General features: G+C 65.6%; 13 protein-coding genes. 11 read left to right on the top strand and 2 right to left on the bottom strand.

What is annotated here, in order from left to right:
• Window positions 1-50 precede the first annotated feature (50 nt).
• The 10 genes from DFR50_RS25440 (at window position 51) to DFR50_RS25395 (ending at window position 11617) form a co-directional block, all read left to right on the top strand.
• Window positions 51-1778, top strand: a complete 1728-nt coding sequence (locus tag DFR50_RS25440) for a GspE/PulE family protein (RefSeq protein WP_113892075.1) — start codon at window positions 51-53, stop codon at window positions 1776-1778.
• Between the two features lie 5 nt (window positions 1779-1783).
• Window positions 1784-3001: a type II secretion system F family protein gene (locus DFR50_RS25435; protein ID WP_113892088.1), complete on the top strand. Its 1218-nt coding sequence runs from the start codon at window positions 1784-1786 to the stop codon at window positions 2999-3001.
• Window positions 3002-3021: 20 nt separating this feature from the next.
• The gene (gene gspG, locus DFR50_RS25430; RefSeq protein ID WP_113892074.1) at window positions 3022-3474 is read left to right on the top strand and encodes a type II secretion system major pseudopilin GspG; all 453 of its coding nucleotides are present in this window, start codon (window positions 3022-3024) and stop codon (window positions 3472-3474) included.
• A gap of 7 nt (window positions 3475-3481) precedes the next feature.
• On the top strand, window positions 3482-3940 hold the full coding sequence (locus DFR50_RS25425; RefSeq protein WP_425376093.1) for a GspH/FimT family pseudopilin: 459 nt from the start codon (window positions 3482-3484) through the stop codon (window positions 3938-3940).
• A complete protein-coding gene (locus tag DFR50_RS25420) occupies window positions 3912-4319 on the top strand; it encodes a PulJ/GspJ family protein (protein WP_281017425.1) in 408 nt (135 codons plus the stop codon). Before DFR50_RS25425 ends, DFR50_RS25420 begins: the two co-directional genes overlap by 29 nt.
• An 83-nt stretch (window positions 4320-4402) precedes the next feature.
• Window positions 4403-5062, top strand: coding sequence for a general secretion pathway protein GspJ (locus DFR50_RS25415; RefSeq protein WP_147262920.1), 660 nt, complete (start codon window positions 4403-4405; stop codon window positions 5060-5062).
• 8 nt (window positions 5063-5070) lie between these two features.
• Window positions 5071-5970, top strand: coding sequence for a type II secretion system minor pseudopilin (locus DFR50_RS25410; RefSeq protein ID WP_147262919.1), 900 nt, complete (start codon window positions 5071-5073; stop codon window positions 5968-5970).
• A 217-nt stretch (window positions 5971-6187) separates the two neighbouring features.
• Window positions 6188-8275, top strand: coding sequence for an alkaline phosphatase family protein (locus DFR50_RS25405; protein WP_113892069.1), 2088 nt, complete (start codon window positions 6188-6190; stop codon window positions 8273-8275).
• A 54-nt stretch (window positions 8276-8329) separates the two neighbouring features.
• Complete coding sequence (locus DFR50_RS25400) at window positions 8330-8992, top strand: PEP-CTERM sorting domain-containing protein (RefSeq protein WP_113892068.1); 663 nt, start codon at window positions 8330-8332, stop codon at window positions 8990-8992.
• A gap of 489 nt (window positions 8993-9481) precedes the next feature.
• Window positions 9482-11617: a multicopper oxidase domain-containing protein gene (locus DFR50_RS25395; RefSeq protein WP_113892067.1), complete on the top strand. Its 2136-nt coding sequence runs from the start codon at window positions 9482-9484 to the stop codon at window positions 11615-11617.
• 730 nt (window positions 11618-12347) lie between these two features.
• Here the strand turns inward: DFR50_RS25395 and DFR50_RS25390 are convergent.
• Together DFR50_RS25390 and DFR50_RS25385 are read right to left on the bottom strand one after the other, a co-directional pair.
• Window positions 12348-13265 carry an alpha/beta fold hydrolase gene (locus DFR50_RS25390; RefSeq protein ID WP_113892087.1) on the bottom strand — a complete coding sequence of 306 codons (918 nt, stop codon included), beginning with the start codon at window positions 13263-13265 and terminating at the stop codon, window positions 12348-12350.
• A gap of 182 nt (window positions 13266-13447) precedes the next feature.
• Window positions 13448-14083: a DUF2239 family protein gene (locus tag DFR50_RS25385; protein ID WP_113892066.1), complete on the bottom strand. Its 636-nt coding sequence runs from the start codon at window positions 14081-14083 to the stop codon at window positions 13448-13450.
• Window positions 14084-14444: 361 nt separating this feature from the next.
• Here DFR50_RS25385 and putA point away from each other — a divergent pair, with 361 nt between their 5' ends.
• Window positions 14445-18137, top strand: a complete 3693-nt coding sequence (gene putA / locus DFR50_RS25380; protein ID WP_281017437.1) for a trifunctional transcriptional regulator/proline dehydrogenase/L-glutamate gamma-semialdehyde dehydrogenase — start codon at window positions 14445-14447, stop codon at window positions 18135-18137.
• Window positions 18138-19437 lie beyond the last annotated feature (1300 nt).

Genomic DNA, 19437 nt, shown 5'->3' with positions numbered 1-19437 from the left:
CGGTTTCCGCTGTATTTAACTTGGAGTTTGCCTATAAATTAGGAGTTACAATGAACATACATTGTGAACTTGGCGCCACATTGAAGCAAAGCGAGGATCTTACCGAAGATTTCACCAACCATTTGTTGGAACGCCAGTCGATCGACCAGGTGAGATACAGAGAATTTATCTCAACGGACTCGTTCGATCCAAATTATAAACTGAAAAGACTGTGGAAATCGACAGATCTTTCCTCTCACGAGTTCGCCAACGAAGTGGCCGCCTTTTTCGGCCTGCGCAAGCTGACGCTGCCGGAACTCCTGGAGCGCCGTTCTCTGGCCGAAGGTTTCGCGCCGCGGTTCTTGCGCGAGGCGTCGATTTTTCCGTTTGAGACCCACGAGGGAGCGTTTGGGCTGGCTGCGAGCGATCCCGCGGACGCGCAGACGCTTCAAGCGGCGGAAATCGTTTTTGGAGCGCCTTTTGAAATCGTAGTCGCCTCGTTTGAAGACATCGCCGCGATCCTGGGCGACAAGGTTGACGCGGTCGCCGACCCGACCCGGGAGGGCGGTCGCGCCCGCGACGCCGGCGGCGCCGACGATAACGTGGACAATCTGCGCGACCTGGCGAGCGGCGCGCCCGTTGTGCGCGCGGTCAACGACCTCATCGAAAAGGCGGTCGAACTGCGCGCCAGCGATATCCACATCGAGCCGTTTCGCGACGGGCTCACCGTGCGCATGCGGGTGGATGGTCTGTTGCGGGCCGCCCCAGCGCCGGCGCACGTGCTTCCGCAGGCGCTCGTCTCGCGTGTCAAGATCCTGGCCGGACTGAACATCGCGGAACGGCGTCTCCCTCAGGACGGCGCAGCGCGGCTGCAGGCGGCGCGGGCCGATATCGACATTCGTGTCGCCACCATGCCGACGCAGCACGGAGAAGCCGCGGTCATCCGATTGCTTCCGCGCGATCGCGGTTTGCTCGACATTCCGAGATTGGGGCTTGCCCCGCACGACGAAAAGAAGCTCCGGCGCATGCTCGATCTGCCGCACGGGATGATTGCAGTCACCGGGCCTACCGGCAGCGGCAAGACAACGACCCTTGCGACCATGCTCTCGGCGCTCAATCTCCCGTCGCGCAAGATCCTCACCATCGAGGATCCGGTCGAATACGAAATTCCGGGCATCAACCAGTCGCAGGTCAAGCCGGCGATCGGACTGACTTTCGCCGCCGCGATGCGCGCTTTCGTTCGACAGGATCCGGACGTCATCATGGTGGGCGAAGTGCGCGACGGCGAGACCGCGAGCATCGCCGTCCATGCGGCGCTGACCGGCCATCTCGTTCTGACAACGCTGCATACCGAGACGTCGACCGCCGCGGTTCCCCGGCTCATCGACTTGGGCGTCGAAGCCTTTCTGTTGAAATCGACCCTGCGGGCGGTCATCGCCCAGCGGCTGGTTCGCGTGCTTTGCGACCGCTGCAAGACGCAGCGGACTCTGACCCACGGGGATTTCGACGCCGATCCGCGGCTGACGGCTCTGGGGTTCAAAGTGGGCGAGGCGGTTTTCAGCCCGAAGGGATGCGAGCGCTGCGCCGGCGTCGGCTATCGCGGCCGGGTGGGCGTTTTCGAGGTTCTCGACGTCACTGGCGAGGTCCGCGATCTGATCGGGTCGAACGCGGAGTCGGGCGCGCTTGACGCGGCCGCAATGAAAGCCGGGATGACCACCATGATCGACGACGCGGTCGGCAAGTGTCGCGGCGGAACGACATCGGTCGCAGAAGCCTTGCGCGTCACAACCATCCGGTGATGGCGATGCCGACATTTCGATATCGAGCTCTGAGCCAAGTTGGCGAAATCGTCAGCGGGTCGATCGCAGCGCCAACAGCGGCTGAGGTCGGACGGCGTATCGAGTATCTGGGGTTGATCCCGATCGACTCGGTGACCGAGGACAAGGATCCGCTGACCAGAGGCGGAGACGGCTTCGTCCCGTTTTCGCGGCCGCGCCCAGAAGACGTCACCATCTTCACCGGCGATCTCGCCTTGCTGCTGCGCACCGGCGCCCGGATCAACGAGGCGCTGGAGTTGCTCGCCGCGGATTCGGATATCGGCCGAATGCGGTCGACGGCGACGAAGATGGCGTCGGCTATTCTCGCAGGCGAAAGTTTCGCCGACGCGATCGCACACCATCCGAGCGTCTTTCCGCCGATTTATGTCGCGCTCGCCCGCGTGGGCGAGGCGTCCGGGAATCTCGTGCCGATCCTCGAGTCCATCAGCGTGGAGCGACAGCGCGCCGAGACGTTGCGCCGACGTCTGTCCGACACCTTGCGATACCCGGCTTTCCTGCTGTTGGGCGCGTGCGCGGTCCTGCTGTTTTTCCTGCTTGTCGTCCTCCCTCAATTCTCAAACGTCTTCAAAGATTTCAACGCAAAGCTCGATCCCGTCCTGGTGACTTTCCTCGGCGTTTCCGATTTTCTGCGCAAGGACACGGACGCAATCCTCGTGGGGCTCGCCTGCCTGCTGACCCTTGGGTTTCTCCTGGCTCGCCGCCCGGCGGTTCGCGCCAGCGCAATCGACGCGGTGTCTCGCCTCCCGCTCGTCCGCCCGATCCTGGGATACCGCAGGACGGCCCTTTTTTGCCGCAACCTCGGCCTGCTTCTGGGGAGCGGGGTGACCTTGCCGACCAGTCTGCGTGTTCTCGCCGAGATGATGTCGTCATCCAACGACGGCTCGATTTGGAGCCAGGTCGTCGACAAGGTGCGACAGGGCGGAAAGCTGTCGGACGCTCTGGCGCAGACGCAGGCGCTCCCTCCGATGGCTGTGCGCACCTTGCGCCTCGGGGAGGATGCTGGACAATTGGCGATGCTGGCTGGCCGCGTCGCTGATTTTTACGACGCCAAGCTGCAGCGCAGCCTCGACCGCTTGGTCGGCATCGTCGGTCCGGCCTCGATCATCGTCATCAGCATGGTGGTCGGCGGTCTTATCGTGTCGGTCATGACCGCCCTGCTGTCGGTCAATCAAGTCGTCGGATAGAGCCACCGGGAGGGCCGAACATGGACGACATTCGTCGATTTTTTCAAAAGAGTTCACCCAGGGACGGCGAGGGGGGGTTCACCCTCGTCGAAATGCTGGTGGTCATTACCATCATTGGTCTGATCATGGCGCTGGTGGCGCCGCGCGTGCTGAACTACCTGAGCGAGTCGAAGGTCAAGACGGCGAAGATTCAAATCGAGAGCTTCTCGACGGCGCTCGACCTGTTCTACCTCGACAACGGCCGGTATCCGACGTCCTCGGAAGGCCTTTCGGCGCTGGTGCAGCGGCCGGCGAGCTCCCTGTCATGGAACGGGCCCTATCTCAAGACCGCATCGGTGCCGGCCGACCCCTGGGGCCGGCCTTACCGATATCGGTCCCCGGCGGATCATGCGCCCTATGAGGTCATTTCGACCGGCCCCGCCGCCGAGCCAGGAGCCGCCGGCGTCGCAGAGATCAAGAGCACGTCCCAGTAGCCAAACCGTGAGACGTGGCGCGGGGTTTACGCTGATCGAGGTCGTATGTGTGCTCGCGATCATTGCTTTACTCGCCAGCCTGGTTCTGCCTGCCATCCCGCGCGCAACGTCCCGCGCTCGTCTCGAAGCCTATGCCCTCGAAACTGCGGCGTTGTTGACGGCGGACCGCAACGCCGCGATCCGACGCCACACAGAGGTGGCAACCGCGCTCGACGCGACCGAGCGCACCATACGCTCGGGCGCCAGCGGCGAACGGATTCAATTGCCGCGCGACGTTTCTTTTGCCGCGTTGCTCGCCCAGACCTGCAACGGGCGCCATGCAGGCGCGACGATCGACTTTTTTCCCAGCGGCATGTCCTGCGGGGGGACCATCGAGTTGCGGCGCGGGAATACCGGCTACCAGATTCGCGTCAATTGGCTCACCGGAGGGACCGAGGTTGTTTCACTCGTCGCCGCGCCCAAGTAGCTGTTCGCGCGGGTTCACGCTCGTCGAATCGCTGGTGGCTCTGACGGTCATGATGATCGTCCTGTCGGCGATCGGCCGGCTGGGCGCGTCGTCGCTTCGCGCGGGTCGCTATGTCGAAGGCCATCTGGCGGATATCGAAAACGTCCAGCAGATCCTGGCCGTCCTGCCCGGACGCAACGACCTTGCGAACGGAGCGGCGACCGGCGAACTGGCCGGGCGCCGGTGGCGGCTCGACGTCGCGCCGTTCAGCGCCGAATTTGTCGATCCGCATGCGCCAACGCGCTGGGCGCCGGAAACGATCGTCCTGACCGTGCAAGGACCGGGCGGCGTTCCCTTGCGTTTCGATATGGTCCGGCTCGTCAAGACCGGCGCAAAATGACCGGGAGGGACCGGAGCAGGAGGCCCGCAGACCGCTGGACTGCCGGCTTTACGATGTTTGAGGCGCTCCTGTCCGTCGCTTTGATGGGCGCCATCGTCCTATCGCTCGGGGCCGTCGCCGGCCAGTGGTTGCCCAACTGGCATCGCGGCTTCGGCCGGGTTCAGCGCCTGGAGACGCTCGACGTCGGTCTCCAGCGCCTGGCCGAAGATCTCGAGTCGGCCGAATACGTCACGCCCAATAGCGTCGCCAAAGCGCCGATTTTCTTCGGCGACAAAAAGACGGTGACGTTTGTTCGGGTTTCCAACGCGCCGGGAACGGACCCACACCTCGAATTCATCAGACTGGCGGAGACCGTGGACGAGCGCGGTTTCGCGCTCGTCCGCTCGCGCGCGCCTTTCAAGCCGCTCGATCCCGGCAGGCCGATCGAGGCGCAGCTGTATTTCGCCGACCCCGTGGTGCTGATAAGGGCGCCCTTTCGGGTTTCATTTGCATTCGCCGGAGCCGACCGGCTTTGGCGGGGTTCGTGGGCGGATTCCGGCCTTTTGCCGACCGCCGCGCGCATCGAGGTGCGCGACGCGGCGACCGACAAGGTCCTCGCGCTCTCGACCGCGACCCTGCTGCACGTAGACCTTCCCGCGGAGTGCGTCACTCAAAAGTCTGTCCGGCAATGCCTGGAGGAAATGCGAGGGCAAACGTCCACCCAACCGCCGAAGACGACGGCCGGCGTTGGAAATGGGCCATGAGGTCGGCAGTGGCGAACCCGAAAGCCTCGAGGCCAAAGAGCGAGGGCGGGTTCATCCTGGTCGTGGTCCTCTGGGTCCTCGCCGCGCTCGCCGCACTCGCCTCGAGTTACTCGGTCTATGTCGGCGCCGACGCGTTCGCCGCCCAGGTCAACGACGACCGATTACGGATACGAAACGCGATATCGACCGGAGTCGAGCTGACGGCGTACCAGCTCCTCGCCGCGCCGGAAAAAGACCGGCCGCCGCAAGGCGCCTTCACAGTTCGATTGGCCCGGTCAACGATTGACGCCAGGTTTGTTTCTGAAGCCGCCCGTATCGATCTCAATGCCGCGCCCAAAGAACTTCTGGCGGGTCTTTTCGCCGCCGTCGGCGCCACCCCCACGCAGGCCGCGGGCTTCGCCGAGCGCGTGATCGGTTGGCGTGACAAGTCCAACCCCGCTCAGAACAGCGAAGCCGAGGCCTACAAGCAAGGGGGTGTCGGCTATGCGCCTCGCCAGGCCCCGTTTCAGAACGTTCTCGAACTGGCGCTGGTGCTCGGCCTCCCCCCGTATATCGTCGACCGCATTCTGCCGCTCGTGACCATCTACAACGGGCATGGGGAAATCGACATTCGCGCGGCCCCGCCCGAGGTTCTTTCCGCTCTGCCGAATGTCACGCCGGATCTGCTGCAACGGCTGCTCGCGGCCCGCGCGCAAAGCCCCGGGGACGGCGAGGCTTTGTTGGGTCTGCTCGGATCCGCCCGCTCGTGGGCCAACGCCGCGTCCAATCCGGCCGCCCGCATCGACCTGCGAATACGCCTCGACAACGGTCGTACCGCACGGGCAGAGGTCGTGATCCTCGTGTCGCCGGACGACGACGAGCCGTTTCGCGTTCTCTCATGGCGCGACGACAGCGACGGGGCATTCTAGATCAGCAGCGACTCCCCGCGGGCTATTCGTTCGCGACATGCTAACAGATAACCGTCAAGTGCCGCTTACACAGTCAATTTTGAGCAACGCCTTGTCTTTCTTATAGTATACAGAGATTTCCCACTGTCACATAATAATCACTTATTGTTCACTGTTGCGAGAAGTTAATAGGATAAGCCTATTGATGGTGACAACCGTTACCAATCGGAGGCGCGCCATGAAGATAGTGGCTTTGATGACAAAGGAATTTCGGCGGAATCTGCTGGCTTGCGTCGCAGCCGGGGCATTGGCGGCCAATTCAGTAGCGCCCGCCCTGGCGCAGACGAGCGCCAAGACGCCAATCAAGCACGTGATCCTCATCATCGGCGAAAATCGAACGTTTGATCATGTCTTCGCGACCTATCGGCCGGTCAACCGTGGCGAAACCGTTTGGAACCTGCTGTCGGAACACATCGTCAACGCGGACGGCTCACCCGGCGCCAACTACGCCAAAGCCCGGCAATATCAAGGTGACGATAGCAAGATCTATCAGTTGACGCCGCCGAAGACGCCGTATGCCGTCTTGCCGCCCGCATTGGTCGGGGGACCGTCGACGCCCTATGTTTGCCAGCTCCTGAAACCGCCGATCACGACGGGCACGTCCTGCCCGGCTACCCCAGCGAACCTGGCTCAGGCGCGAGCCATCGAGAACGGGCTGGCCCCCACCTATGTCCAATATCTGTTGACCGGGGGTACGGGTCAGACCGCAAGGACACCGGACCAGCGGATCGAGTATGATGGACAGGGCCCCACGACGCTTCCGCCGGGTCCGTTCCAGATCACGGGGCCAAAGCACCCTTACGACGCCTATGACGCGAGCCCGGTGCATCGTTTCTTCCAAATGCGCCAGCAGCTCGATTGTGGCGCCGCGTCGGCGACGACGGACAACCCGTCAGGCTGTCTGGCCGATCTCTTCCCTTGGGTCGAGGTTTCGGTCGGCGCCGGCTCCAACGGGGCGGCGCCGCCGGCGCCGTTCACCCCTGAATCGACCGGCGAAGGCGCGACCGCCATGGGATTCTACAATGTTCAGAGCGGCGACGCGTCGTATCTGAAGTCCCTCGCCGACACGTATTCGATGAGCGACAATTACCATCAGGGCGTGATGGGCGGCACGGGCGCCAATCACATCATGCTCGGCTACGGCTTCGGGATTTGGTACTCGAATGGGGCGGGAACTCCGGAAACGCCGCCGCACGTTCGGGTCGACCCGGCGATGCCGGGAACGCCGCCCGCTGGCGCGACCAACGCCTTGAGCCAAATCGAAAACCCCGATCCGCAACCGGGCACAAACAACTGGTATACGCAGGATGGGTACGGCGGCGGGTCCGGGTCGCCTGCCGCGCTCCCGCCCAAGGCGAACTATGGCGGCGGATCGTACGTCGACTGCGATAATACCAACCAGCCGGGAGTACAGGCCGTCCGGAACTATCTGAACGCGCTCGCGACCAAGATTGATCCAAAATGCAAAGCCGGGCAATATTATCTCGTCAACAATTATAACCCAGGATATTTTGGCGATGGCCGCAACGCGTTTACCGATAAAAACCCAAACAACTATGTATTCACCATCCCTCCGTCCAACGTCCCAAATATCGACGAAGATCTGACGAACAATAAAATCACTTGGGCCTATTACGGCGACCAGTTCGATCGTTACCTCGCCGATCCGTACGACCTCAGCCCAATCAATCAATATTGCAATATCTGCAATTGGGCACAGTATTCCACGCAGATCATGACCAATGCCGCGGTCCGTACCGCGCACCTCAAGGACACGACGGACCTCTACGCGGCGATCGCGAACAACACATTACCGGCGGTGTCCTTTGTCAAGCCGAGCGGGTTTGTGGACGGCCACCCAGCGTCTTCCAAGCTCATTTTGTTCGAGGGCTTCGTCAAGAAAATCGTCGACGCCGTGAAGGCCAATCCGAGTCTGTGGTCTGACACGGCAATCATGATAACCATGGACGAAGGCGGCGGCTACTGGGACACGGGCTATGTACAACCGCTCGACTTCTTCGGCGACGGCACCCGCATCCCAATGATCGTTGTGTCGTCATACAGCGTCGGCGGGCACATTTCGCACACCTATACCGACCACGTCTCGGTTACGAAGTTCATCGAAGCCAATTGGGGACTTCCTCCGATTACCCCTACCGGCCGCGATGCTTTGCCCAACCCGACCGTGGGGCCTACCCCTTACGTTCCCGGCAACTCGCCGGCGATCGGCGACCTTATGGATATGTTCTCCTTCACCACGAAGTGAGCATCGATAGGTATATTTCGATAAAAGACGTCACTCTGGAAGGAGTATGCCTTCATGACGACCTCACATGTTGTGACAGCAGCGATCGTGGCGGGGGCGATCGTCTCTGTCGTGGCGCCGAGCGCCGCCTTTGCGGACAATCTTGTTCTCAATCAGTGGTATGGCGGCCAGTTCTCCAGTCCGGGGCCACTGACGGGCGGCGTCTATACCAGCCTGGGGACCGACGGACCGACATTTCCGACCGGCTTCGCGAATGCGGTCGCCGCGCCGGCGTCGCCCTGGGTCATCTCGTTGACGCACCCGGGGACGCTTACGGTCACCGACGTCCAAGCATCAGGCGACCAATTCGAGCTGTTCGACAACGGCGTCGCGATGACCCCGGCGGCAAGTCCCTTCACCGGCCCGGGTCAGAATCCGGGACAGAGCGGACAAGCCGGGGGCTTCACCTCGGCTTCGACCGTCGGCGCTTACGTAGGGGCCGACATCAATGCCGCTCTGGGAAACAAGTCCTTTAGCTCCGGGACGTTCTATCTCTCTCCTGGCGCCAATGCGATCACTGGCAAGCTATTGGCGGCCAACACGCAAGGGCCAGGCGACTTTGACTTTGTCGCCGCGTCCGTACCCGAACCCTCGACCTGGGCAATGATCTTGCTTGGCTTTGCAGGCTTCGGCGTCGCGGGCTATCGCAAGTCCCGCGCGAGGATCTCGATCGCCTGATCGACGGGACGGGGGAAAGCCGCCAAGAGGCGGCTTTCCCTTTTCCGCTGCATTGGCCGCACGATTTCCGGCGTCAGGATCGAACCTTGGCGTCGCGCTCATGGGGATCGGCAGCGTCCGGAGACGCGATTCGCCTCGATCCCTCGCCGCTCCGGGACACGTTTGGCGCCACCGCCACCGCTGGCGCGAAGCGGCGTCTCGCGGACGATTGTCTGACGAAAGGGCCAAAACTGGCCTCGGATGCGGGCGCCGATATCGACGATCGGCTCCGCCGATTACCGCTTTTTCCGTTTCAGCATATTGGCTCGTCGTCTTCAGATCTATTCTATTTACAATTGCGGCGATTCCGGCAAGAAAGACGATAGAGACGCGGCGCACAGCCCGCAAACCGGAATATAGTGACCAGGGTTAACTAAAACTATTTTCATACTACGCGACTGCCGCGAAGCGACGATTCGCTAGCTAAGGTTTCCTTTTGGGGGAGAGGATATGTCCGCAAGAATTTCCAGTATTGGCTCCTTTTCCATTCGCGCCCTGGGCGCCGCTTGCATGATGCTCGCCGGCGTGGCCCAAGCCGCCACGATCCAGGAGCCTTATACGCTGTCTTCGTCGAAAGGCGTGCTGAACTTGTTGATGGTCGCGGAAGAGCAGACCGTTCCAACTCTGTCCCCACTCAATCCAAAGGGCTTGGTTTACAGCGTCTGCATTCGACCTTCGAACGGATCTGAGACGTGTCCGCCGCCACCCGCGAACATCATTCCTTACGCCGGCCCCTTGCTGAAACTGCAACAGGGCGATGTCGTAAACGTCCACCTGGTCAACAATCTGCCGCCTCTGACGGACTCGTTTCATGCGTCGAACCCCGAGGAGCCGACGGAGGCCTTTCTGTCGATGGACCCGACCAACATCCACTTCCATGGGATGATGGTTTCGGCCCACTATCCGACCGCCGCCGTTCCCACTTATGGCGATAACATCTATGTTTATACGTTCAATCCCAAAAACGGAACTCCGCCAGCGCTTGCCGCTGCGCATGCCGATGTTCGGATACACTCAACCGATTATTCGATCACGATCCCGCCGAATCATCCGTCGGGTTTGTTCTGGATACACTCCCATATCCACGGCATTTCGCTCAACCAGATCTCGTCGGGTCTTTCGGGGACGATCTCCGTCGGCGCCGTCGGCGACTACGTCTGCAACAACGATCCCTGCTCGAGTTTCCTGGCGAAGCTGCCGATCCGGCATCTGGTGATCAAGGATTTGCAGGTGCTGGCGAACGGCGCGCGGATGGACGAACAGGACTCGATGATGTGCCTGTCGCCCAGCACCGGCGGTCTGGTGTTGCCGCCGCTGAACGGCTATTGCGCCGGGCAGAACTTTTCCGGGGCAGGCGGCCCGAACTATACTGGGGCGAAATGGTTTGTGACGATCAACGGGCAGCAATTTCCGACCGTGCCGATCACCTCGCCAGGCGGCGAAATCTGGCGCTTGGCTAACGAGTCCGGCAGCGCGACCCACAATCTGTCCCTCTATGACCCGGTCACGCGACAAAATATGATTTTCCAGGTCCTGTCGGTCGACGGGGTCACATTGCCTCCCAATGTCGCTGGCGACAACGCGAGACGATTTCACGTGGTGTCCTGCCCAGGGCTCCCCGCCTGGTCGCCAGTCGGCCAATATCCTTTATGCGCCGACCAGATCTTGATGATGCCGAGTTCGCGGGTCGAAATCTGGTTCGCCTATCGAGACGGCGCCGGAAACTTGACCTCGCCTCCCGCCGGGTCAGGCGCGATCCTGCTCGACAGCGGCTACAATACCGGCCCGGCAGGCGATACTTGGCCAGCGGTCAACCTGGCCCAGGTCAACTTCACTCCCGCCGGCACAACCCGTTCGCCGCTTTTTCTGACAACGAGCGGAACCCCCCTGACGATCTCCGATCCGCTCCGCTTCACCCAGGACGTCGACCAGGACCAGACGACGGCCGCCACCTCGCCTGACCAAGGGGTGATGGCGGCCAACTGCGTCCCGCTCGCCGCTGGGCATCGCCGGCGCATCTTCTTCAATGTCGGCGCCGATTACCCGGATCTGTTTGGGCTCGGTTATGAGGAGGTGGACGCCAACCAACCTCCAAATCGATTCGGTATCTACCCGGCCGTTCCCAACACCTACAGGCCTGTCACCGAATTCAATGGCGCCATGCCGACCGTCTGCCTGACGCTTGGTCCTGACAACCGGCCCGTGCCGGAGACCTGGGAACTGGTCAACCTTTCCGGCGAGACACATAACTTTCATATCCACCAGACCAAGTTCCAGGTGGTTTCGTCGCCTCCGGTATCGGGAACCAGGGCTCCGTCCGAGGGAACGTTCGCCTACGTGGATAACGTGCCTGTTCTTCACGCCAATGGCGCGGTGGATCCGAATTCGCCAAACTTCAATCCGAACACGCCGGGCGGTTGCTCGAGCGTTGACGCGTGGAGGAGCGGCGCCTGCCCGTCCGCGCCGACAGTCGTGAGAATCCCGTTCTTTGTCGCCGGGGATTATGTCTTTCACTGCCACATCCTGGAACACGAGGACGGGGGTATGATGGCGCGAATCCGCGTGCGTATTCTCGGCCATAACTAAGTCGCCGGCGATGACCCGCCGATGGAGTATCCGCCTCGTCGCGATTGCCTCGCTCGCGGCGGGCGCCCCGCTCGCCATGGCGGCGATGGGCGGGCTCGCCCCGCTCCTGCCCCGGTCGTCCGAGCCGGGCTACCTTCTTTATCCCCGTCTGGGACTGTGTGCGCCGAGTGTCGCAGGAGCGGACGAGGCCGCCAAATTCAGTCCGCGGCGATCGGCGGCGTTCCGACCGGCGCGCACGGCCGGGGCCGTCATGCCGCCCGGCCTTGGGGAGCATCTCAGCCCGGAACGGCTGAAACCGACGCCGTTGCGGACGGCTGGCGAATGAAGCGCGCCCGCAAGGAAAACCAGGCGCCGACGAATAGGCGACGCCACACGAGGCGAACGCCGATCCCTGCCGGCCGGAGGGATAATAGGAAATCGCCAAAAAACCAGCTCATTCGGAGCAGTTCGAGCGCGCCGCGCCGATTTCGAGCCGATCCTGTGACGTCCACGGGCCGCGGCGTGTGAATACCGCACGACGAGTCGTCCGTGCTTATCGTGGCGCTCGCCGTCGAACCGCTCGCCGCGTCCGCCCTGAAGAACCAGGGCCGCCCCACCGTCCGCGGACCTCCGCCGAAAAGGCGCGCCATTGCACGCCGGGCGGCGCTCGGCGCGGGCGCGCGATGACAGCCTGGTCAGCCGCTGAAGCGCCGGACTATGTCTCGCAGCCGCGGGCGGCCGGCGGGTTGTTTCAGCGGGGCTTGCCCGCGACAGGCGGTCGTCCCGATCTCGCCACGCCGCAGATGGCCTCGGCCACCGTCTCCTCGAGTTCGGCCGGCAGATCGTGCCCCATGCCCTCGATCGGCATGAAGGTTGCGCCGGGGACCGCGGCCGCCGTGTCCTGGCCGCAGGCGAACGGGATCAGCGGATCGCAGCGCCCATGGATGACGAGCGTCGGCGCGGTGATGGTCGCCAGACGGCCGCGCCGGTCGCCCGCCGCCGCCATCGCCGCGAGCTGGCGCGCCGCGCCGCCCGGATCATGTCCGCGCCGCGCTTCTTCCCGCAGAAGGGCGCGGTGGGCGCCCTCGTCGAACCGGTAGCCCGTCCCGGCGATCCGGCGCGCGAAAGCAAGACGCGCCGCCAGAAATCCCTCCGGGTCGACGGCGGGATCGGGCGCCGGACGCGTCATCAACGCCATGACGTCGGGCGACGCCTGCGGCGAACCTGGATTCCCGGCGCTCGACATGATCGAGGTCAGGGAGAGGACCCGATCGCGATGGTCATACGCCAGGACCTGGGCAATCATGCCGCCCATCGATCGCCCGGCGACGTGAGCCTGCGCGATGCCGAGCGCATCGAGGAGTCCGATCGCGTCGGCCGCCATATCGCCGAGCGTGTAGGGCGTCTCCGGTCGACGCCCCGCCGTCAGCGCCGCCGTGAGCGCGGCGAAATCCGGTGCGGGGGAAGCGCTGAAATGTGTGGAGCCGCCGGTATCCCGGTTGTCGAAGCGGACGACGCGATAGCCCCTCGCAGCGAGTAATTCGCAAAACGGCGTGGTCCACCGGATCATCTGGGTCCCGAGCCCGGAAATCAGCAGGATCGCCTCATCGGAGGCGTCGCCGAAACTCTCCCACGCGACTTCGATGCGATTGACCCTTGTTACCGTCACCACCGGGCTTGTCCCGAACCCGGGCGAAGTCGCATGCCCGCCCACGGAACAATACGGGAATCCTCGACGTCCGCCGTGCGACGGGCGAGGCCGGGGAGCCGCGGCTTGCGGCTGGCGAGGGAAAGGAAGTCGATTGGGGAGAGAGGTTCGGGGCGGGTCATGTCGGTTCCGTTCGGGCGTCGTCACGAATTCGGGGGGTCGGCCGCGCCGAAGGCGAGGCGCAGGGCATAGGCCCGGATGTCCTCGGGCCAGGCGGCGATCCGTTCCTCCAGCGCCGGCCGGTCGTCGGCGAACAGGGCGCGCGTCGCCTCCTCGTATCCGGGCAGATCGCCTCCGATCGCGTGCATGAACCGATAGGCCGCCTCGTGCGCCGCCCGCCTTCGGCTCCGAGGGTCAACCGCCTTGCGAGCGTCGTCCACGAGCCGCCTGAGCGTCGCGGACGCGCCCCCCGGCTGGTCCGCCAGCCATTCCCAATGTCGCGGCAGCAAGGTCACCTCGCGCGCGACCACCCCGAGCTTCGGCCGCCCGCGGCTCCTCTGGTCCTGACCGTCTTCCGGGACCGCGCCCGCCGTCTCACCGGCCTCGGAGCGATGGCGGCCGACGACGGTCGGCGCCCGCGCCGGCCGCGCCAGACGCTCGGCATCGCCGCCGCGGAGATCGAGGTCGATGACGCGGCCCGTCGCATCGTCGAAGACGAGCAGCGCCGCAGTCGTCCCGGCCGAGCGCCTGACGGCCATGGCCACATCGGCGAGCGGTCCCGAAAGCAGCAATCCATGGCCCAGGAACGCCGTGCAGGCTTTGCTCGGGGGGTCGACCATGTCGCGCTCGCCAAAACGGATGGGCGCGATCCCTACCCGGTTGCAAGAATGCCGTCAATTATACCCGGGTAAAAATTGCCCGCACCCACTCGACCAGGTCGACGCCAGCGCCAGGCCGCGGCGCGGAACGATAGGTCGAGGGGCGCGGCCCGGCAACCCATTCGAAATGAGCTCCCCGGCCCAGGACGCCCGGGGGTCTTTCGCCTCCGGCTCCGCGAGAGCCTTCCGCAAGCGCCCAGGCGAGCCGGGCCTCCCGCCTCGCGCGGGCGTCCGGCCCGAGAGGCAGGCCGAACAGCGCGGCGTCTCCCGCCCTGCGCCCACGTCCTTTTCACATTGAGCGGGGACGCCGAGACGGCGTACGATCGCCGACGCTTCGTCCCGCCAGCGCCGGTTTCCAACGCCCATGTCCAAGAGTCCGTTCGCAGTCTTCCGCTCCGAGATCGTCGCCGAGACGCCGCTGCGCGCCGCGATCACCGCGGCCGCCCGTCGCCCCGAGCCGGAGTGCGTCCCGCCGCTCCTCGCGCTCGCTGCGCTGACCCCGGACGAGGCGGAGCGGGTCGAGCGGCTCGCGCGCCGCCTCGTCATGCGGCTGCGCGAGAAGACGCGTTCGGGCGGGGTCGAAGGGCTCATCCACGAATATTCGCTGTCGAGCCAGGAGGGCGTGGCGCTGATGTGCCTCGCCGAGGCGCTGCTGCGCATTCCGGACGCGGCGACCCGCGACGCCCTCATCCGCGACAAGCTCGCGCCGGGCGACTGGCGCGCCCACGTCGGCGCGAGCCCGTCGCTGTTCGTCAACGCGGCCACCTGGGGCCTCGTGCTGACCGGCAAGCTCGTCGGCACCAGCAGCGAGCAAACGCTCGGCGCGGCGCTGACGCGGCTGATCGGGCGCGGCGGCGAGCCGATCATCCGCGCCGGCGTCGACGTCGCGATGCGGCTGATGGGCGAGCAGTTCGTCACCGGGCGCACCATCGAGGAGGCGATCGCCGCCAGCCGCGAGCGCGAGGCGCGCGGCTTCACCTTCTCCTACGACATGCTGGGCGAGGCCGCGACCACGGCCGAGGACGCGCGGCGCTATCTGGGCGAATACGAGCGCGCCGTGCACGCCATCGGCAAGGCTGCGCGCGGGCGCGGCATCTACGAGGGCCCGGGCGTGTCGATCAAGTTGTCGGCGCTGCATCCGCGCTACCAGCGGATGAAGCGCGCGCGCGTGATGAGCGAGCTTCTGCCACGGATAAAACGGCTCGCGGCGCTGGCGAAATCCTACGACATCGGCCTCAACATCGACGCGGAGGAAGCCGACCGCCTCGACCTGTCGCTCGACCTTCTCGAGGCGCTGAGCCTCGACCCGGACCTTTCGGCCTGGAACGGGCTCGGCTTTGTCGTCCAGGCCTACGGCAAGCGCTGCGTCCTCGTCGTCGACTGGCTGGTCGACCTCGCCCGGCGCGCGAAACGGCGGCTGATGGTCCGGCTGGTCAAGGGCGCCTACTGGGACGCGGAGATCAAGCGCGCCCAGGTCGACGGCCAGGACGGGTTTCCCGTGTTCACGCGAAAGGTCCACACCGACGTCTGCTACCTCGCGGCGGCGCGAAAACTGCTCGCGGCGCCGGACGCGGTCTACCCGCAATTCGCCACCCACAACGCCCAGACGCTGGCCTCCGTCCTCACCCTGGCCGGGCCGAATTTCTATCGCGGCCAGTACGAATTCCAGTGCCTGCACGGCATGGGCGAGCCGCTGTACGAGGCCGTGGTCGGCCGCGACAAGCTCGACCGCCCGTGCCGCGTTTACGCGCCGGTCGGGTCGCACGAGACGCTGCTGGCCTATCTGGTGCGCCGGCTGCTCGAGAACGGCGCCAACACCTCGTTCGTCAACCGCGTCGCCGATGCCGGCGTCGCGATCGACGACCTGGTCGCCGATCCTGTCGCCCTCGCGAGCGCGATCCAGCCGGTCGGCGCGCCGCACGACAAGATCCGCGCTCCCCGCGACCTCTATGGCGCGGAGCGGCTCAATTCCCGCGGGCTCGACCTCTGCGACGAGCGCCGGCTCGCAGCGCTGGCCGATCGGCTGGAGGCGAGCGCGCACGTCGCCCGCCGCGCCTTCGCGCCGGGCGCGGCGGCGGACGAGCCGGGCGATCCGGCGCTCAATCCGGCCGACCCCGCCGACGTTGTCGGCCATTGGCGCCCGGCGCGGCCGGAGGAGGTCGCCGCCGCGATCGAGGCGGCGGCGCGTGCGGCCCCCGCATGGGGCGCAACCTCGCCCGGTGAGCGCGCGGCGATCCTGCGCCGCGCCGCCGACGCGCTCGAGGCGGCGCTGGACGACCTCGTCGGGCTCGTGGTGCGCGAGGCGGGCAAGACCTACGCCAACGCGGTCGGCGAGGTGCGCGAGGCGGTCGATTTTCTGCGCTACGACGCCGCCGAAGCGGTCCGCCTGCTCGGCCCCGGCGCCGCCCCGCTCGGGATCGTCGCCTGCATCAGTCCGTGGAACTTTCCGCTCGCGATCTTCACCGGCCAGGTCGCGGCGGCGCTGGCGGCAGGGAACGCGGTGATCGCCAAGCCGGCCGAGGAGACGCCGCTGATCGCCGCCGAGGCGGTGCGGATCCTGCACGGCGCCGGCGTTCCCGCCGACGCGCTGGCGCTGCTTCCCGGCGCGGGCGAGGTCGGCGCGGCGATCGTCGCGGACCCGCGCGTCCAGGGCGTCGTGTTCACCGGATCGACGGCGGTGGCGAAAATCCTCGAAGCCCAGGTCGCCGGACGGCTGACCGGGCGCGGCGCGCCGCTGCCGCTGATCGCCGAGACCGGCGGGATCAACGCCATGGTGGTCGATTCGTCCGCCCTGTCCGAGCAGGTGGCGGCCGACGTCATCGCCTCCGCCTTCGATTCGGCCGGGCAGCGCTGCTCGGCGCTGCGCCTGCTCTGCCTGCAGGAGGAGGTCGCCGACGCGATGCTGGCGATGCTGAAGGGGGCGATGGCGGAACTCGAGGTCGGCGATCCGCGCCGTCTTTCGACCGACGTCGGGCCGATCATTTCTGTCGAGGCGTGCGACGCGATCCAGGGTTACGTGGACGAGATGCGCGGGCGCGGGTTCGCGGTGACGCAAGTCGGGGCGCCGGAAGGCCAAAACTTCCTCGCGCCGGCGATCATCGAAGTGAAGTCTGTCGCCGACGTCGACCGGGAAGTGTTCGGCCCCGTGCTCCACGTGCTGCGCTATCGCCGCGACGGGCTCGACGCCCTGATCGACGCGATCAACACGGCGGGCTACGGTCTCACCTTCGGCCTGCACACGCGGATCGACGAGACCATCGCGCGGGTCACCGACCGGATCAGGGCCGGCAACATCTACGTCAACCGCAACATCATCGGCGCGACCGTCGGCGTCCAGCCGTTCGGCGGCTCGCGGCTGTCCGGGACCGGACCCAAGGCCGGCGGCCCGCTGTACCTGCCGCGCCTGCTGGCGGAGGCGCCGCCCGGCGTCCTCGAAGGGCTCGAGGGCGACCGCGCCGCGATGCGCACGCTGCAAAGCTTCATCGATTGGCTGCGCGCCTCCGGCCGGCCGGCCGAAGCCGAGCGCTGCGTCGGGCTGATGACGCGCTCGCCGCTCGGGGCGCGCGTCGAGCTTCCCGGGCCGGTCGGCGAGCGCAACCTCTATGCGCTCGGCCGGCGCGGCCGCATCGCGGCGATCGCGGACGGCGAAAGCGCGATGCTGATCCAGATCGGGACGATTCTCGCCACCGGCAACGACGCGATCGTCGGCGCGGGATTCGCGCAGGCGCTGAAAGGCTTGCCGCCGGAATTCGCCCGCCGCATCGAGACCGCGCCCGCGCCGCTCGACGCGCCGGGCCTCGCGGGCGCGCTCATCGCGGGCGAAAGCGAAGCGGTCTCGGCCGCGCTTGCCCAAGTCGCCGCCCGGCCGGGCCCGATCGTTCGGGTCCAGGCGCTGAGCCCCGAGCGGGTCGCGGCCGGCGAGGACTACGATCTGTCACTGCTGGTCGAGGAGCGCGCGCTGACCACCAACACAGCGGCGGCGGGCGGGAACGCGAGTTTGATGACGATCGGGTGAGGGTCCGGGAGACGGCGGATTCCGATCCGGCCAACGCAGACCCCTCGGCTGAGAAGCCATATCGAACCGTTACCCGCTGACCGCTGACCGTTCAGACCGGAATACGCACTGACCCTCGCGGTCTTGTCTCGATGGTGGAGCTCAATGAAGGAGACCGATACCCTCGGAAGCCGCCGTCCGCCCGCCCTTCCGGTTGGATAGAGCGGCGTCGCCCTCTATATATTTCGCAAGCCAGGAGTTGATAATTCGGAAATTCCTGCTATGGTGTTTCGATCGGGCGAGCATCCGCCTCCCGCGACGACGCCCCGCTGTTTGACATCCCAGAAAGCGGAATGCCGCATGCCCAAACCGTGCCGCGCAACGGGTCGCCTGCGACGCGAAAAGAGTTTCGCAGAACCGCAGTTGGACATGGCGCGGTCTCTTGTGTGGTTTTTTTGGCAAGCCCGGGGCGAGGGCTGTGCCTCCCGCCGGGGGCGGCGGCCGCCCGTCACTCGCAACCCCGTCATTGCGAGGAGCAAAGCGACGAAGCAATCCATGCCGCCGCTTGCTTCCTGCGGAAGAAATTGCTCGCAAGGAAGGGCGGCGGGACGACCAGAGGGCGCGACAGCGGCCCAGCGGCCCTGGATCGCTTCGCTTCGCTCGCGATGACGGCGCTATTCGCTGCCGGCTTGGGAGTTACAGCCGCCCGGAAAATCCGGCGGAAGGTCTTGAATTCATGAGAAACGCGCCCGGGATTTTTGACGCCGGCCCGCCCGCCGCCGCCTCCGCAGGAGGGCGCGCCTCGCGACGACGGCATCGGCTCAGCGCTTCCCCGGGCGTTCCGGCCGCCCGAGTCTGCCAATCCGCGGCCGCGCGGATCTCCACTTCGCCTGGAGTCGCTGATTCCCCTCTCCCCTTGTGGGAGAGGACAGGCCGCAAAGCGGCCAGGTGAGGGTTCGCAACGCCGACCGTCGGTGTTCCGGACCCTCACCCTGCCGGGCTCCGCCCGGCTGTCCCTCTCCCAGAAGGGGAGAGGGGAGACGCGGCCCGGCAGCGGCGGCCGCCCGTAACTCCCAACCCCGTCATTGCGAGGAGCGAAGCGACGAAGCAATCCATGCCGCCGCTTGCCTCCTGCGGAAGAAATTGCTCGCAAGGAAGGGCGGCGGGACGACCAGAGGGCGCGACAGCGGCCCAGCGGCCCTGGATCGCTTCGCTTCGCTCGCGATGACGGCGCTATTCGCTGCCGGCTTGGGAGTTACAGCCGCCCGGAAAATCCGGCGGAAGGTCTTGAATTCATGAGAAACACGCCCGGGATCTTTGG

The organism is Roseiarcus fermentans (assembly GCF_003315135.1).
In the GTDB taxonomy this organism is placed as follows: Bacteria; Pseudomonadota; Alphaproteobacteria; order Rhizobiales; family Beijerinckiaceae; genus Roseiarcus; species Roseiarcus fermentans.
This window is presented reverse-complemented; position numbering and strand designations above follow the sequence as displayed.

What these genes read in the sequence shown, in the direction of transcription:
- DFR50_RS25415 (WP_147262920.1), top strand. Translation starts at nt 4,403, where the DNA reads ATGGGCGCCATCGTCCTATCGCTCGGGGCCGTCGCCGGCCAGTGGTTG.
- DFR50_RS25400 (WP_113892068.1), top strand. Translation starts at nt 8,330, where the DNA reads ATGACGACCTCACATGTTGTGACAGCAGCGATCGTGGCGGGGGCGATC.
- DFR50_RS25385 (WP_113892066.1), bottom strand. Translation starts at nt 14,083, where the DNA reads ATGGTCGACCCCCCGAGCAAAGCCTGCACGGCGTTCCTGGGCCATGGA.
- DFR50_RS25395 (WP_113892067.1), top strand. Translation starts at nt 9,482, where the DNA reads ATGTCCGCAAGAATTTCCAGTATTGGCTCCTTTTCCATTCGCGCCCTG.
- DFR50_RS25435 (WP_113892088.1), top strand. Translation starts at nt 1,784, where the DNA reads ATGCCGACATTTCGATATCGAGCTCTGAGCCAAGTTGGCGAAATCGTC.
- DFR50_RS25405 (WP_113892069.1), top strand. Translation starts at nt 6,188, where the DNA reads ATGAAGATAGTGGCTTTGATGACAAAGGAATTTCGGCGGAATCTGCTG.
- DFR50_RS25440 (WP_113892075.1), top strand. Translation starts at nt 51, where the DNA reads ATGAACATACATTGTGAACTTGGCGCCACATTGAAGCAAAGCGAGGAT.
- gspG (WP_113892074.1), top strand. Translation starts at nt 3,022, where the DNA reads ATGGACGACATTCGTCGATTTTTTCAAAAGAGTTCACCCAGGGACGGC.